14 protein-coding genes and 2 pseudogenes are annotated in these 13,438 nt (G+C 66.3%); 7 read left to right on the top strand and 9 right to left on the bottom strand.

The window, feature by feature from the left end; all coding sequences use genetic code 11:
• Position 1: 1 nt before the first annotated feature.
• From VZ068_RS21590 to VZ068_RS21580, 3 genes and pseudogenes are all read right to left on the bottom strand, one after another.
• Positions 2-622 (bottom strand): glutathione S-transferase, encoded by a 621-nt coding sequence (locus tag VZ068_RS21590; RefSeq protein WP_349656459.1) that lies wholly within the window; start codon positions 620-622, stop codon positions 2-4.
• Positions 623-822: 200 nt separating this feature from the next.
• A pseudogene (locus VZ068_RS21585) lies at positions 823-1,052 on the bottom strand (hypothetical protein).
• A 317-nt stretch (positions 1,053-1,369) separates the two neighbouring features.
• A complete protein-coding gene (locus VZ068_RS21580) occupies positions 1,370-2,293 on the bottom strand; it encodes a LysR family transcriptional regulator (protein ID WP_349656458.1) in 924 nt (307 codons plus the stop codon).
• Between the two features lie 95 nt (positions 2,294-2,388).
• Between VZ068_RS21580 and VZ068_RS21575 the strand changes: the two genes are divergently transcribed.
• The 6 genes from VZ068_RS21575 to VZ068_RS21550 all read left to right on the top strand — a co-directional run bounded on the left by VZ068_RS21575 (position 2,389) and on the right by VZ068_RS21550 (position 8,357).
• Positions 2,389-3,396: a zinc-binding alcohol dehydrogenase family protein gene (locus VZ068_RS21575; RefSeq protein ID WP_349656457.1), complete on the top strand. Its 1,008-nt coding sequence runs from the start codon at positions 2,389-2,391 to the stop codon at positions 3,394-3,396.
• A 723-nt stretch (positions 3,397-4,119) separates the two neighbouring features.
• On the top strand, positions 4,120-5,640 hold the full coding sequence (rmuC, locus tag VZ068_RS21570; RefSeq protein ID WP_349657787.1) for a DNA recombination protein RmuC: 1,521 nt from the start codon (positions 4,120-4,122) through the stop codon (positions 5,638-5,640).
• 528 nt (positions 5,641-6,168) lie between these two features.
• Positions 6,169-6,552: a hypothetical protein gene (locus VZ068_RS21565; RefSeq protein WP_259158737.1), complete on the top strand. Its 384-nt coding sequence runs from the start codon at positions 6,169-6,171 to the stop codon at positions 6,550-6,552.
• 133 nt (positions 6,553-6,685) lie between these two features.
• The gene (locus tag VZ068_RS21560) at positions 6,686-7,237 is read left to right on the top strand and encodes a glutathione peroxidase (protein WP_259158735.1); all 552 of its coding nucleotides are present in this window, start codon (positions 6,686-6,688) and stop codon (positions 7,235-7,237) included.
• A 55-nt stretch (positions 7,238-7,292) separates the two neighbouring features.
• Complete coding sequence (locus VZ068_RS21555) at positions 7,293-7,535, top strand: hypothetical protein (RefSeq protein WP_259166470.1); 243 nt, start codon at positions 7,293-7,295, stop codon at positions 7,533-7,535.
• A gap of 249 nt (positions 7,536-7,784) precedes the next feature.
• Positions 7,785-8,357 (top strand): hypothetical protein, encoded by a 573-nt coding sequence (locus VZ068_RS21550; protein WP_349656456.1) that lies wholly within the window; start codon positions 7,785-7,787, stop codon positions 8,355-8,357.
• 189 nt (positions 8,358-8,546) lie between these two features.
• Here VZ068_RS21550 and VZ068_RS21545 read toward each other — a convergent pair whose 3' ends face one another.
• The 6 genes from VZ068_RS21545 to VZ068_RS21520 are packed head-to-tail and all read right to left on the bottom strand — an operon-like array spanning position 8,547 to position 12,655.
• On the bottom strand, positions 8,547-9,602 hold the full coding sequence (locus VZ068_RS21545) for a VacJ family lipoprotein (RefSeq protein WP_259166467.1): 1,056 nt from the start codon (positions 9,600-9,602) through the stop codon (positions 8,547-8,549).
• A gap of 10 nt (positions 9,603-9,612) precedes the next feature.
• On the bottom strand, positions 9,613-9,906 hold the full coding sequence (locus VZ068_RS21540) for an STAS domain-containing protein (protein ID WP_349656455.1): 294 nt from the start codon (positions 9,904-9,906) through the stop codon (positions 9,613-9,615).
• On the bottom strand, positions 9,896-10,558 hold the full coding sequence (locus tag VZ068_RS21535; RefSeq protein WP_349656454.1) for an ABC transporter substrate-binding protein: 663 nt from the start codon (positions 10,556-10,558) through the stop codon (positions 9,896-9,898). The genes VZ068_RS21540 and VZ068_RS21535 overlap by 11 nt, the downstream gene beginning before the upstream one ends.
• Positions 10,555-11,103: an outer membrane lipid asymmetry maintenance protein MlaD gene (gene mlaD / locus VZ068_RS21530; RefSeq protein ID WP_349656453.1), complete on the bottom strand. Its 549-nt coding sequence runs from the start codon at positions 11,101-11,103 to the stop codon at positions 10,555-10,557. The genes VZ068_RS21535 and mlaD overlap by 4 nt, the downstream gene beginning before the upstream one ends.
• An 8-nt stretch (positions 11,104-11,111) precedes the next feature.
• On the bottom strand, positions 11,112-11,861 hold the full coding sequence (locus tag VZ068_RS21525; RefSeq protein WP_104535395.1) for an MlaE family lipid ABC transporter permease subunit: 750 nt from the start codon (positions 11,859-11,861) through the stop codon (positions 11,112-11,114).
• Entirely contained in the window at positions 11,861-12,655 is a 795-nt protein-coding gene (locus VZ068_RS21520) for an ATP-binding cassette domain-containing protein (protein ID WP_349656452.1), read from the bottom strand. The genes VZ068_RS21525 and VZ068_RS21520 overlap by 1 nt, the downstream gene beginning before the upstream one ends.
• Positions 12,656-13,045: 390 nt before the next feature.
• Between VZ068_RS21520 and VZ068_RS21515 the strand changes: the two are divergent.
• Positions 13,046-13,303, top strand: a pseudogene (locus VZ068_RS21515) (autotransporter outer membrane beta-barrel domain-containing protein); the annotation flags it as partial.
• Positions 13,304-13,438: the final 135 nt, after the last annotated feature.

Below are 13,438 nucleotides of genomic sequence, written 5' to 3'. Positions count from 1 at the left end.
TTCAAGGCGCGGTGCAGCCGTGGCGCTGAAAGCCCGCCCGGGTCTTCAACAGCGCGTAATACGCCGCAACCGCCGCCAGCGGCGGGCGCTCGATGGGACTGGCGAACCAGCGCTGCGTGGACACGCCCAGCACGATATCGGCCAAGGTAAAGCCCGCGCCCAGCACATAAGGCCCGGCGCGCTGCAGCTGCGCCTCCAGGATGGTCATGTGCCGGTTCCACTCGGACACGCTGGTCGCGATGCTGTGCAGATCGGTATGCGCCGCACTGCCGCGCACGGTGGCCATGAACGCGTAGCGCCAGGCGGTGTTGAGTTCGGTGGCCTGCCAGTCCATCCATTGTTCGACCAGCGCGCGCGCGGCCGGCGCGGCCGGCAGCAGATCCGCGCGCTGGCTGTGTGCGGCCAGATAGCGGCAGATGGTGTTGGACTCCCACAACACCAGGTCGCCATCGCGCATCACCGGAACCAAGCCGTTCGGGTTGAGCGCCAGAAACTCGGGTGTGTCTACCGCGGCGAACCCGCTGCCATAGGCATGCAGGCGGTAGTCCAGCGCCAACTCGTCGCATAGCCACAGCACCTTGCGCACGTTGATCGATGTCGGCTTTCCGTAGATGTCCAGCATAGGCGCCCGAGGATGGATGTGGTGAGTGCGCGGAGACGACGGCGCTGGTTGCTGCGCTGCGTTTTGCGAATGCGTCGATGCATCATCGCAGCAGCACGGCTGCCGCGTCTGTGTTCAACGCAGCGGCTGCTGCAATGTGCATTTGTATCTTCGTGCAACCGTGCAGAGCGACGCGTGCAACCTGCTCCGTCGCCGCTCGGCTACAACGCACTCTTGTCCGCATCCCTGTCGCGCACGCTCTGGCTGATATACGTGCTCAAGCCGCGCCCCGCCTTGGCCAGGCGCTGCATGGTCGCCACCACCTCTGCGCCGGCGCTGTCGGCGGTGTACACATAGGTTTGGCCACTGCCAAAGCGCACGGCGATCGCTCCGTCTGCCAACGCATAGGCCCAACGCCGGAGTGGCCTTGGCGATTGCCGTAGCGCTGCATCGACGGCAAGCGGCGGGCTGATATGCACGCAGGCCAGAAGCCGCGCAGTGACGGGCGCCTCAACGAGCGCGGCAGTCGCGCAGACCTATGCCGCGCTGCGATGGCATGTTGGTCGTAACCGACGCTTCGCCTTCCTCAACGGAATCGCCCTGGCGAGGCCGCCGAATCCACTACCGAAGCGTATCGATCCCGCAGCAGCGGGGCGCAGGAACGCCGATGCATCCGCTGCGGGCGCAATGCGCCTGGCCCGTCCAACGATACGTGCGGCTTGCCGAAGCGCGTGTCCATTCATCGCGTCCATCTTCCGGCGCAGCAGGTCAACGCGCATCGGAAGCCAGCGGGTACAACGCCGTCATCGCCTGGCAGCGCTGCGTGAACTCTGCATGCAGCTGGCGGATGGCGGGTGAGAACTGTTTGCGATGTGGGCAGACCAACTGCAGCGGCAGCCGGTCGCCGTATACGGGCAGCACCACCTCCAGGCGCCCCGCCTGTACATCGGCGCAGATATCCAGCCACGATTTGTAGGCGATGCCTTCGCCGGCTACCGCCCACCGCCGCACCACGTCGGCGTCGTCGCACAGCATCGCCCCGCGTACCGGCACGGTCTGGCGGCGGCCATCGACCTCGAACTGCCAGCGCTCATACGGGCGCCCGGCCAGCACGTACAGCAGGCAGGCATGGTCGCGCAGTGCCTCCAGCGTGTCCGGTCGCCCATGCCGGCGCAGATAGTCCGGCGCGGCCACCAGCACCCGGCGGTTGTCCGGTGCCAAGGGCAGCGCCACATGCTCGGCATCGTCGATGCGCCCGAGCCGGAACGCCACATCCACCGGCGCGCGATACAGGTCCGCCACCTGGTCGGACAGGTGCAGGCGCAAGGTGAGCCGTGGATGGGCCGCGCGGAACGCGGTCAGCCAGGGCAGCAGCACGTTGCGTCCCAGATCCGAAGGCGCGGTCACCTGCAACAGCCCGTGCAGTGCCTGGTCGCCGCCGCGCACCTGCTCGCGCCCATCGCGCAGCAGCTCCAGCACCTGGCGTGCGTAGGGCAGGTATTGCTCGCCCTCGGCGGTGAGCCGCAGGCTGCGCGTGGAGCGCGCAAACAGGCGCAGGTCCAGCGCCCGCTCCAGCCGGGCGACGGCCGCACTCGCCTGGCCGGGCAGCAGGTCGGCCTCGCGCGCGGCGCTGGAAAAACTGCCCAGCGCGGCGGTGCGCACGAACAGTGCCAGGTCATCGAACCGGACCATCTTCTCTCCAATGGTGAAACTGCTTGCGCAGTTTGCCGGTTTTTCCGGGAATCGCGATGGCGCACCCTGCAGTTCCCCGCTCAACGGTCAGCCCCATGAAAGCCATCGCCTATCCGCAACACGGCCTGCCCATCGACGACCCGCGCGCGCTGGTCGCGCTCGAGCTGCCAATGCCCGAGCCCGGCCCGCGTGACCTGCGCGTGCGCATCCATGCCATCTCGGTCAATCCGGTCGACACCAAGGTGCGCGCCAATGCGCCGGTGGAGTCGCCGCGCGTGCTGGGCTGGGATGCCAGCGGCGTGGTCGATGCAGTGGGCAGCGAGGTGAGCCTGTTTCAACCTGGCGACGCGGTGTACTACGCCGGCGCGCTGACCCGCCCGGGCACCAATGCCGAATACCATCTGGTGGACGAGCGCCTGGTCGGCCGCAAGCCTGCCACGCTCGACGACGCGTCCGCCGCGGCGCTGCCGCTGACCGCCATCACCGCCTGGGAGCTGCTGTTCGACCGCCTGCGCATCGCCGAAGGCGGCGGCCAGGGCCAGGCCCTGCTGGTGGTCGGCGCCGCCGGTGGAGTCGGCTCGATCCTGGTGCAGCTGGCGCGCACGCTGACCAGGCTGACCGTGATCGGCACCGCCTCGCGCCCGCAGACCCAGGATTGGGTGTATGCGCTCGGTGCCCACCATGTCATCGACCACACCCAGCCGCTCAGCGAGGGCTTGCAGCGCATCGGCATCGCCCAGGTCGAGCACGTCGCCAGCCTGACCCACACCGACCAGCACTTCACTCAGCTGGTCGACGTGCTCGCGCCGCAGGGCCAGCTGGCGCTGATCGACGACCCGGCCACGCTGGATGTGCTGCCGCTCAAGCGCAAGAGCGCGTCGCTGCACTGGGAATTCATGTTCACCCGCTCGCTGTTCGCCACCGACGACATGATTGCCCAGCACCACCTGCTCAACCGCGTCGCTGCGCTGGTGGACAGCGGTACGCTGCGCAGCACGCTGGGCGAGCACTATGGCTGCATCAGCGTCGACAACCTGCGCCGCGCCCACGCCGCCCTGGAATCGCATCGCACCCGCGGCAAGCTGGTACTGGAAGGGTTCTGACTGCAGCCAGGCATGGATCGCGCCATGTTCCGGTGCGCCGAGCAATGCGTGCTTGCCGCAGAGCGGGCGTCTGGGCGGGGTCGGCCTCGAACAGGCCCGGGCGCAGCGCGATGCACAGGACGCGGCGCACTGCAGCGTCCAGCCGCCGCCCGGAATCGCCGACGTGCAGCGCCCGGGAGCCGCTACGCGTCAGTGTCTCTGCCGACGTGTCGCCGCGTGCGACCCTGCCGGGCGCAGGTCGTGCGATCGCCAGACACGGCATTGCGCACGCGCACCGCTGGGCGATGTGCATTGCGGAGCGATACGCGCCAGGTCGTCGTGGGCGACTGCGCACGTCGCAGTAGGTCATGCGGCGATCGTGTCGGTCCGACGATGCGACCGAAGCGATGTCGTTGCCGGATGGCCTGCATGGTCTTCTGCGACGACCGCCGCGCTCATCCCGCGCGCAGGCGATCGCCACCGCTTGCAGATCGCAGCTGTCGGCGCGTGGCAACGATTGGCTACCGACAAGCTAAGTGGCGCACGGCCCGGCTCGCCACGTCGTTAGCCGCACTGAAGTCGCCGATGCGCATTGCCGCAGGCGCAACGTCCCGAGCGCCTGCGGCCTGATCACCGACCACCCAGGCCGCCTCGCACCGACGCAGCCGCTGCGACCGGCCCGGCTACACTTCACGCATGTCATCCGAATCCCTGATCCTTCTCGGACTCCTCGTGGTAGTCCTGGTGTTGCAGCTGCTGGCCCTGCTGCGGCGTCCCTCCACCACTGCGCTGGAGCATGCGCTGCGCAGTGAACAACGTGACGGCCGCGGCGAACTGCGCGAGCAGCTCGAAGGCCTGGCGCGCCAGCAGGACGGCCGCCTGGAAACCTTTGCGCGCAATCTCACCGAACTGTCCACCCGCACCGACCAGCGCCTGGACCTGCTGCGCGACGCGCTTGGCGAAGACGCCCGCAAGGCGCGCGAGGAAAGCGCCCTCGCGCAACAACGCACCGGCGAACTGCTCACCCTGCGGCTCACCGAATTGCGCACCCAGCTCGATGGCTTCGGCCAGCAGCAGGAAACCCGCATCCAGGTGTTCGGCCAGCAACTGACCGAGCTGATCGCACGCACCGACACCCATATGGCCGCGCTGCGCGACGCGCTGGCCGAAGATGCCCGCAAGGGCCGGCAAGAGGCCGGCGAGTCGCAGCAGCGCTTCACCGAGGCGCTGGGCCAACGCCTGACCGAACTCACCCAGCGCAATGAACTGCGCATCGGCGAAATGCGCGCCACGCTGGAACAACAGCTGGCCAACCTGCAGAACGACAATGCCAGCAAGCTGGAACTGATGCGCGCCACCGTCGACGAAAAACTGCAGACCACGCTCAATACACGGCTGGATGCGTCTTTCAAACTCGTCTCCGAGCGCCTGGAGCAGGTGCAGCGCGGCCTGGGCGAAATGCAGCAGCTGGCCACCGGCGTCGGCGATCTCAAGCGCGTGCTGAGCAACGTCAAGGACCGCGGCGGCTGGGGCGAAGTGCAGCTGGAGAACATCCTCGAGCAGACGCTGACGATGGAGCAGTACGCGCGCGGCGTGCGGGTCAAACCCGACAGCGCTGAAGCAGTGGACTTCGCGATCCGCCTGCCAGGGCGCGGCGATGACACGGTGGTGTGGTTGCCGGTCGACGCCAAGTTCCCGCGCGAGGACTACGAACGGCTGATCGACGCGCAGGAAAAAGGCGACCTGGACGCGATCAAGAATTCCACCGCGCAGCTGGAGCGCGCCATCCGCGTGCAGGCCAAATCCATCAGCGACAAGTACGTTTGCCCGCCGCACACGACGGATTTCGCGGTGATGTTCCTGCCGACCGAAGGCCTGTACGCCGAGGTCATCCGCCGCGCCGGCCTGGTCGATCTGCTGCAGCGCGAACATCGCGTGGTACTGGCCGGCCCGACCACGTTTACCGCCCTGCTCAACAGCCTGCAGATGGGCTTCCGCACGCTGGCGATCGAAAAGCGCTCCAGCGAGGTCTGGCAGGTGCTGGGCGCGGTGAAGAGCGAGTTCGGCAAGTTCGCCGGCATTCTGGAGAAGGCCGAGCGGCAGATCAGCACCGTCGGCAAGAGCCTGGGCGAAGCCAGCCGCAAGACCCGCACCATCGAACGCCGCCTGCGTGGCGTGGAAACGCTCTCCGGCGACCAATCCCAGGCGCTGCTGGACGATGCCGCAAACGGCATCGACGACGACCCCGGCGACGAGCAGGAATGATCCACCCTCAGACGCCAGCTCACACCCAGCACACGTAGGAGCGCACCCGGGCGCGACAGGCATTACCGATAACGCCCCATCGCGGCCAGGTCCGCTCCTACAACGCTGGCTGCAGCAAACGGCAATGGCTTGACGCTACTTCCGGCGACAGGCAGCAGTGATCCACAGATGGCATCGCAACAACCAACAGACAGCACACCGTAGGAGCGCACCCGGGCGCGACAGGGCATTACCGATAACGCCCCATCGCGGCCAGGTCCGCTCCTACAACGCCGGCTGCAGCAAACGGCAATGGCTTGGCGCTACTTCCAGCGACAGGCAGCAGCGATCCACAGATGGCATCGCAACAGTCAACAGACAGCACACCGTAGGAGCGCACCCGGGCGCGACAGGGCATTGCCGATAACGCCTCATCGCGCCCAGGTGCGCTCCTACAACGGCAGATTTTTTTGGGCGTCCCATGCCGACCACGCCACGCAGACATCGCCACCGCGATGCTTGTAGGCCCCTTGTCCCAGAGAGATTCCCATGGCGGCCCGATGGATCCACCCGATGCTGTGCGCGCTGCTGCTGGCCGCATGTAGCAATACGCCTGCCGCCAAGTCCGGCGTTGCAGCGAGCGCGCCACCGGCTGCGAACGCAGGTTCCACCGATGATGCTGCCGCCTGCACCGCAAAAGGCGGCCAACTGCGTCCGGTAGGCCGCATGCAGATTCCGCGTTGTATCGTGCCGTATGCCGATGCCGGCAAGACCTGCACCGACAATGCCGAGTGCAGCGGCGATTGCCTGGCCACCAGCATCGTGCCGACCGGTACCGCCACCACCGGCACCTGCCAGCGCGACAGCGACCGCTTCGGCTGCCGCCAGGAAGTGATCGGCGGCATGGGCCAGGCCGCGTTGTGCATCGATTGATGGCTTCAAATATGTCCAAGCGCTTGCACGGGCCGATCAGCCGCTTGGCCCGTGCGCGTCGCTGGAGATAACTGCAAGCGCCATGAGCCAGTGGCGGTTTATGCTCTCGGCTCTACCTGTCCAGGACGTATCGATGAGCCAGACGCTGTACGACATCCCCGTGGCCCGCATCGACGGTGAGCCCGCCACGCTGGCCGACTACCGCGGCAAGGTGCTGCTGGTGGTCAACGTCGCCTCCAAGTGCGGCCTCACCCCGCAATACGAAGGCCTGGAAGCGCTGTACCGCGACAAGCACGCCGCGGGTCTGGAAGTGCTGGCGTTCCCAGCCAACGACTTCAACGGACAGGAGCCCGGCAGCGAGGCGGAGATCGCGCAGTTCTGCCAGCTCACCTACGACGTCACCTTCCCGCTGTTCTCCAAGATCGCCGTCACCGGTACCGACACCCATCCGCTGTATCAGGCCCTGACCAGCGCACGCCCGAGCGCCACCGGCGATGGCCCGATGCGCGAGAAACTCGCCGGCTACGGCATTGCCGCAAACCCCGCGCCGGGCGTGCTGTGGAACTTCGAAAAATTCCTGGTCGGCCGCGACGGCACGGTTATCGAGCGCTTCGCTCCCGACGTGCCGGCAGACGATGCGCGCTTGCGTCAGGCAGTGGATGCGGCACTGGCCGCCACTGCATGACGCAGGCAGTCGTCCTTCAATGCCAGGCAAGTTACTCGTTCGAGCCGGTGTTCTGATGCTTATCCTGAGCAGCGCCCTTGCCTGTGTAACGGGCGTGGTGCTGCTGTATCACAGCCGCCTGGCCAATCCATGTCCTGATGGCGCGCTCATCAATAGCGAGCCGGCAACTTGCTTTTACCGTGTCCAATGGACCACAGGATGGCCAATGGTGGCGGTTGCGCTTGTGGTCGGTTTTGCGTTTTGCCTGTTGTCTTCGTGGCTCTCGTTCAAAATTCAAGGTCTCCGCAAGCGGATGTGACCACGCCTAAACAGTTTTTCTGTGGTCTTTCGATCAAAGAACGAGACCAGATGTCTGCATCGAGTCCGTCGGACCCAGGCCAGGGACGGAATCAAGCGCGGTCACGCGGCAGTCAATGATGGACATCCACACGCCACGCCAAAGAATCACCCATGCTTCGCAACGACAGTGCAGCAGCGCTGGAGACGAGCACCTGATGCCAAGGCCGATGACGAGCGACTGGCCTGGCGTCTTTTCGAAGGAACCTTGATGGCCGACGACCTCACTCAACTTTTCGATCGTGCGACCATCACGCGCACGGCATCGGCCGCAGAGATTTCAGACCTGCAAGCGCAGATCGGCCCGCTGCCACCGTCCTACACGCTCTTCGCTCGCACATTCGGCTACGGCACCACCAACGGCCTTTTCGTCATCGAGATGCCCTTCAGCATGTTCGGCAATGACGGCCTGCTCGTTCGAGGTGTCGAACTCCACGACCAGGTCCATTCGCTGGTCGATCAATACCGGGAAGACGGCAGCGTGATCGGCGATCCCGATTGTCTTGAACCCTACGACGACGAAAGCCGTGACATCGCCCGTTTCTTCGAGGAGCTTCGCTTCTACGGCGGCAGCATCAACGGCGAGTTTCTGTGCTGGCGGCGCGACCAGGACGCTACGTTCAAGTTCTATGTCATCGACCGTGCCTGCTTCTCGATCCGTTGTGCCGGAACGAGCCTCATCCAATTCATCCGCAACACGCAGACCCGCAGTATTAAAACCTTGCTCGGTTCAGGCTACGAGGCATTGCCGCGTATTTTCGAAGGGGCGGCGACCGGGCCCTGAGTACACCGGCATCCGGGTCTTCCGCACACAGGTGATCTGGGTGGTTGATGGACAGAGAAAGAACGGATCGATCAGGGCATCCGTGGTGGCATCCACGCACGGACGTCATCATCTGCAGGAGGGCCATAAGCAAAAAGCCCGGGATCGCTCCCGGGCTTTCGTATTGATTGCAAACCGCAGCGCAGCCGATCAACGTACCCAGTTGGGGATCGGCATCGCATCCACCGGCACCGTGCTGTCCTTGTCTTCGCGCAGGTAGTCGGGCAGCTCGTTGTTCTTGTCGCGATGGCTGCGCAGATCGCGCACGATCTGGTAGTTGCGGCGCTGCATCCACGCATCGCGGGTCAGTGCGTATTCGTCCGGTGCTTGGTCGCGCAGCGAATCCAGCGACATCAGCTGCGAGCGCGTATCCACCAGCTGCAGGCCCTGCAGGGCGAAACGCGCGCCGCTGTCGTCGACCTGACGCAACGGCGAGAGCGGAATGTCGCCGCCCAGGCCGAAGGTGTCGCGCACGGTGCGTGGGCCGAACAGCGGCAATTCGAAGTAGCGCGAATTGCGCCAGCCCCACACACCCAGGGTCTGACCGAAGTCTTCGCTGCGACGCGGAATGCCGGCTGCGGAGGCCGGGTCGAACAGGCCGGCCACGCCCAGCGTGGAATTCATCACGAAGCGACCCAGCGACTGCACCGCATACACCGGGTGGCCCTGCAGCAACTGGTTGACCATGGTCAGCGGCGTGCCGAGATTGTCGAAGAAGTTGGTCACGCCCAGGCGGGCCGGACGCGGCACCACCTTGGTATAGCCGGTGGCCAACGGACGCGCCACGCCACGGTCCACCGCCAGGTTGAAGCGGTGCATGCCGCGGTTGTAGCGCTCCCACGGGTCGTAGGCCGGTGCGGCGCCCGGCTGTGCCGGCGCACCGTCGGCGCCGGCCTGTGGGGCGGCTGTGCCATACAGCGCAGCGAAGTCGTCTTCGGCCGAGGTCGGCGCACCTGCCGCGTCGGTACCGGCATCACCAGCGGGTTGCTGGGCGGGCGCCGCGGCCACGCTGGCAGGCACCGCATCGGGCGCGGCAAAACCGGCGGCGGCCGGTTGCGCGGTCACTCCGGAATCGTCACGCACCGGTGCTTCCGTACTGGATGGGGTATCGGCACTGGCCGACGGCGGCGCCGACTTCGGCGCCTGGCTGGCGCAGGCGCCCAGCAACAGGCAGGCCAGCAAGGGGAGGGGGCGTAACTGGGTCATGGCGTGGCGCTCAGGCCTGAAAATCGAGAGTGGGAGACAAGCGATAGGCGGCGCGCAATTCGTCCAGACCGGACGCCTCGCCCACCACCGCCACCGTGCCGTTGCCGCGTAGCCGCGCGGCCAGTTCGGCCAGCATCGCAACGCCGGCACTGTCCAGGCGTTGTACACCTGTCAGGTCCAGCGTGCGAATGCCATCGAGCTGGGCGATCGCCTGCGGCCAGGCCGCAGTGACCGCGGTACGGTCGAGCACGCCGCTCAGCGCCAGCGTGTCGCCGTTGCGTTGCACGGTGCTGTTACTTGCCATTGGCCGGTGCCGCACCGACCTGCAGGTTGCCGCTGCGCAGATCGGCGGCGACCTTGGCGATGCCCTTCTCGCGCAACGGGCCATCGAACTGGGTCTTGAAGGTCTGTACGTAGGAAATGCCTTCGATCATCACGTCGAAGATCTTCCACTGGCCACCGCTGTTGCGCATCAGGTAATCGACCGGGGTCGGGTCGTTGCCGGCACGCAGCAGGTCGGTGGAGACCTTGACGCCGCGGTTGCCCGGCAGCGCGCTCTCGGACTTGGCGCGGAAGGTCGGCTTGCCTTCGAAGTTGAGCAGCGCAGTGCCGTAGCGCTGCATCAGGTTCTCGGCCAGTGCGTCGGCAAACAGCTTGATGTCCGCGTCGGAGGCGCCACGGCCGTGCACGCCCAGCACCAGGCGGGCGGAGTAGTCGCGGTCGAAGGCCTTGTTCAATTCGCCGTTGATGTACTGGCGCAGGGCGGCCGGGTTACTGCGGAACTCGGCGCGGCGCTGGTCCAGCGTAGTCAGGATGCGGGTGCTGCTGTCGATGACGGTCTTGGTGGCCGCGCCCTGCGCGGGCGCGCTGGCGGCAGCCGGCTGCGCCAGCACGGTGGCCGGTGCGCACACCAGCAGGGTCGAGGCCAGGATGGTGGAGAGCAGGGTGGTCTTCATTGGTGTGGTTCCGTAGAGGGAGGAGCGGGCTGGGCAGGCGCGGGGGCCTGGCCATCGGTGGCGGCCGGGGCATTGCTGCCGCCACTACCGCCACCACTGAACATGTACTTGCCGACCAGCTGCAGCAGATCCACCGCCGGTTGGGTGAAGCCGATCTCTTCGCCCGGCTTGAGCGTGTCCGGGTCGCCGCCCGGCTGCAGGCCGATATAGCTCTCGCCCAGCAAGCCGCTGGTGAAGATACCGGCCGAGGTGTCGGCGGGGAGGTCCTTGTATTTGGTGTCCAGCGACAGCGTCACCACCGAATCGAACTTGGTCGGATCCAGGCTGATCTCGGACACCTTGCCGATGGTCACCCCGCCGATCTTCACCGGCGCCTGCGCGCGCAGCTGGCCGATCTGGCTGAAGCGCGCAGTCAGCGTGTACTGGCTGGATCCGAAGCCCCAGCGTTGATTGGTCGAGGCCACCGCCAGCACCAGCAGCGAGGCCAGGGTCAGCAGCAAAAAGGCGCCGACGGCGAATTCGAGTCGTGGTCCACGCATGGCCATGGGCTATCTCACCTAAACAACATTGCAGAAAGGACGAAGTTGAACATCAGCACCAGAAGCGAGGCGTTCACCACCGCGCGGGTGGTGGCGATCGAGGTGCCTTCGATGGTCGGCTCGGCGTGGAAACCCACATACGCGGCCACCAGCGCGGCGGTGCCACCGAAGATCGCCGACTTGAGCATCGCCACGCCAAAGTCGTCCCAGAAGTCCACGCTGTTGCTCAACCCCGACCAGAATGTGCCGTTGTCGATGCCCAGCACGTGCACGGCTTCGAAGTAGCCGCCGGTAATGGCCAGAGAGCAGAACACGCCGGTCAGCAGCGGCACCGTCAGCACCGCCGCCCAGAAGCGCGGCGCCACCGCCTTGGCCACCGGATCGATGGCCATCAGCTCCAGCGCCTTGATCTGGTCGGTGGCGCGCATCAGGCCGAGTTCGGCGGCGATCGAGCTGCCGGCGCGGCCGATGAACAACAGCGCAGTCAGCACCGGTGCCAGCTCGCGGTATAGCGACAGCCCCAGCAAGGTGGACAGCGCATCCGACGCACCGTAGGTGGTCAGTGTGCGGTAGCCCTGCAGGGTCAGCACCAGGCCGACAAAGGCGCCGCCGACGGCGATGATCGGCAGCGAGCGCGCGCCGACCTTGTAGATCTCGCGCACCAGCTCGGCGATGAAGTCGCGCGTGGGCACCGAGCCGCGCAGCACGGTCAGCGAGAACAGCCCGGCGCGGCCAAAGGCGCGGATCGATTCGACCATGGCCATCAGGCAGCACTCCGGTCGCGCCGCGGCGCCGCGTCGAAGGCGATCGGCCCATCCGGCTGGCCATGCAGGAACTGCTGCACCAGCGGATCGGTGCTGTCCTGCAACTGCTCGGGCGTGCCGGCGAACACGATGCCGCCATTGGCGATGACCACCGCCTGGTCGCAGATCGGCAGGGTCTCGTGCACGTGGTGGCTGACGATGATGCTGGTCAGGCCCAGGCTGTCGTTGAGGCGCTGGATCAGGCTCATGATCACGCCCGAGGCGATCGGGTCCAGCCCGGTCAGCGGCTCGTCGTAGATCATCAGCGGCGGGTCCAGCGCCAGCGCGCGCGCCAGCGCCACACGCCGTGCCATGCCGCCTGACAGTTCGCGCGGCCAGGCATCGGCGGCAGCCAGCAGGCCCACCGCATGCAGCTTCATCTGCACCAGGCGCTGCAACACCGTCGCCGGCAGACGGGTATGCGTGCGCAGCGGCAGCGCGACGTTGTCGGCCACGCTCAGGTCGGTCAGCAGGCCATTGCCCTGAAGCAGCACGCCGACGTTGCGGCGCATCTCCAGCAGTGCACGGCTCCCCTGTGGAATCGCGTTGCCGAACAAGGTCACCGTGCCGGCCACCGGGCGCAGTTCGCCGGTCAACGCCGCCAGCATCGTGGACTTGCCGCTACCGGAAGGACCGAGCACGGCAGTGATGCTGCCGCGCGGCACATCGAGCGAAACGTCGCGCAGGATCGTGCGACCGCCGCGATCGATGCGGACACCGGACAATTGCACGACAGGAGAGGCGGACGCCGTCATCGAAGCCTTTAACAGAATTCCAACGCAATAGAGTAGCCGTCACACGGCTGAACATAACCGAACCGCTGCGTGCAGTATTGTCGCATTCATGCCGCGGGCGATGTGGCCGACCATGTCGCCATCTGCGTAACAGCGTGTCCCGCAACGCACGAACTGCCGCACGGCGTGGCATCGCGGTTCAACATACGCGGCGGTAGGGTTTACCTGCTGAGAGCCTGCGGCATCATGCAGATGCAAGCGCGGCAGTGGAAGGGCGCACAAAGATCGCAATGACGCTATTGACCCTAGATTTTGCGCAGTGGGTCTCGCGTCTCTTTTCTGCAGCTGACGTGGATAGAGGAGATCGGCATCTTTCTAGCGTGGTTGGCAGTAGCCTCCAGTAGACACCCGACCCCGCAGCTGCGCGTGGAATAACAGCGCGACTTCCAGGGCCGCGGCGATGCCACGCTGAGCTACGCCGATCTGTCTGGCGGGCCGTTCTATCGCACCGGGCAAAGCGCGTTCGATCGCAATCGCCTGATGGTGGGCATCGGCGCGGCGTTGCTGACCGAACAAGGCCTGTCCACGCGCCTGGAATACCGCGGCATCACCGATGGCGACAGCGGCAACGACCAGACCTGGATGATCAATCTGGAAAAGAAATACTGATCGCGCAGCACGCGCCGCAGTAAAGGCCATGCGATGGGTCGGGCAATGCTCGGCCCATCGCATTTGCGGCCGCTGCAATCGTGGCCGGTGGAGTGCAGCGATCGCACAGGCACCCGCACCGGCGAGCTGGCATGG

The sequence above is a fragment of the Xanthomonas sp. 10-10 genome, assembly GCF_040182365.1.
Lineage (GTDB): Bacteria > Pseudomonadota > Gammaproteobacteria > Xanthomonadales > Xanthomonadaceae > Xanthomonas > Xanthomonas arboricola_F.
Note: the sequence above shows the minus strand (reverse complement) of the source record. Positions and strands in the feature narration are given on the sequence as shown.

Excerpts from the sequence above, each read along its gene's own strand:
- VZ068_RS21590 (WP_349656459.1), bottom strand. The coding sequence starts at position 622 with ATGCTGGACATCTACGGAAAGCCGACATCGATCAACGTGCGCAAGGTG.
- VZ068_RS21580 (WP_349656458.1), bottom strand. The coding sequence starts at position 2,293 with ATGGTCCGGTTCGATGACCTGGCACTGTTCGTGCGCACCGCCGCGCTG.
- VZ068_RS21575 (WP_349656457.1), top strand. The coding sequence starts at position 2,389 with ATGAAAGCCATCGCCTATCCGCAACACGGCCTGCCCATCGACGACCCG.
- VZ068_RS21565 (WP_259158737.1), top strand. The coding sequence starts at position 6,169 with ATGGCGGCCCGATGGATCCACCCGATGCTGTGCGCGCTGCTGCTGGCC.
- VZ068_RS21560 (WP_259158735.1), top strand. The coding sequence starts at position 6,686 with ATGAGCCAGACGCTGTACGACATCCCCGTGGCCCGCATCGACGGTGAG.
- VZ068_RS21555 (WP_259166470.1), top strand. The coding sequence starts at position 7,293 with ATGCTTATCCTGAGCAGCGCCCTTGCCTGTGTAACGGGCGTGGTGCTG.
- VZ068_RS21550 (WP_349656456.1), top strand. The coding sequence starts at position 7,785 with ATGGCCGACGACCTCACTCAACTTTTCGATCGTGCGACCATCACGCGC.
- VZ068_RS21545 (WP_259166467.1), bottom strand. The coding sequence starts at position 9,602 with ATGACCCAGTTACGCCCCCTCCCCTTGCTGGCCTGCCTGTTGCTGGGC.
- VZ068_RS21540 (WP_349656455.1), bottom strand. The coding sequence starts at position 9,906 with ATGGCAAGTAACAGCACCGTGCAACGCAACGGCGACACGCTGGCGCTG.
- VZ068_RS21535 (WP_349656454.1), bottom strand. The coding sequence starts at position 10,558 with ATGAAGACCACCCTGCTCTCCACCATCCTGGCCTCGACCCTGCTGGTG.
- mlaD (WP_349656453.1), bottom strand. The coding sequence starts at position 11,103 with ATGGCCATGCGTGGACCACGACTCGAATTCGCCGTCGGCGCCTTTTTG.
- VZ068_RS21525 (WP_104535395.1), bottom strand. The coding sequence starts at position 11,861 with ATGGCCATGGTCGAATCGATCCGCGCCTTTGGCCGCGCCGGGCTGTTC.
- VZ068_RS21520 (WP_349656452.1), bottom strand. The coding sequence starts at position 12,655 with ATGACGGCGTCCGCCTCTCCTGTCGTGCAATTGTCCGGTGTCCGCATC.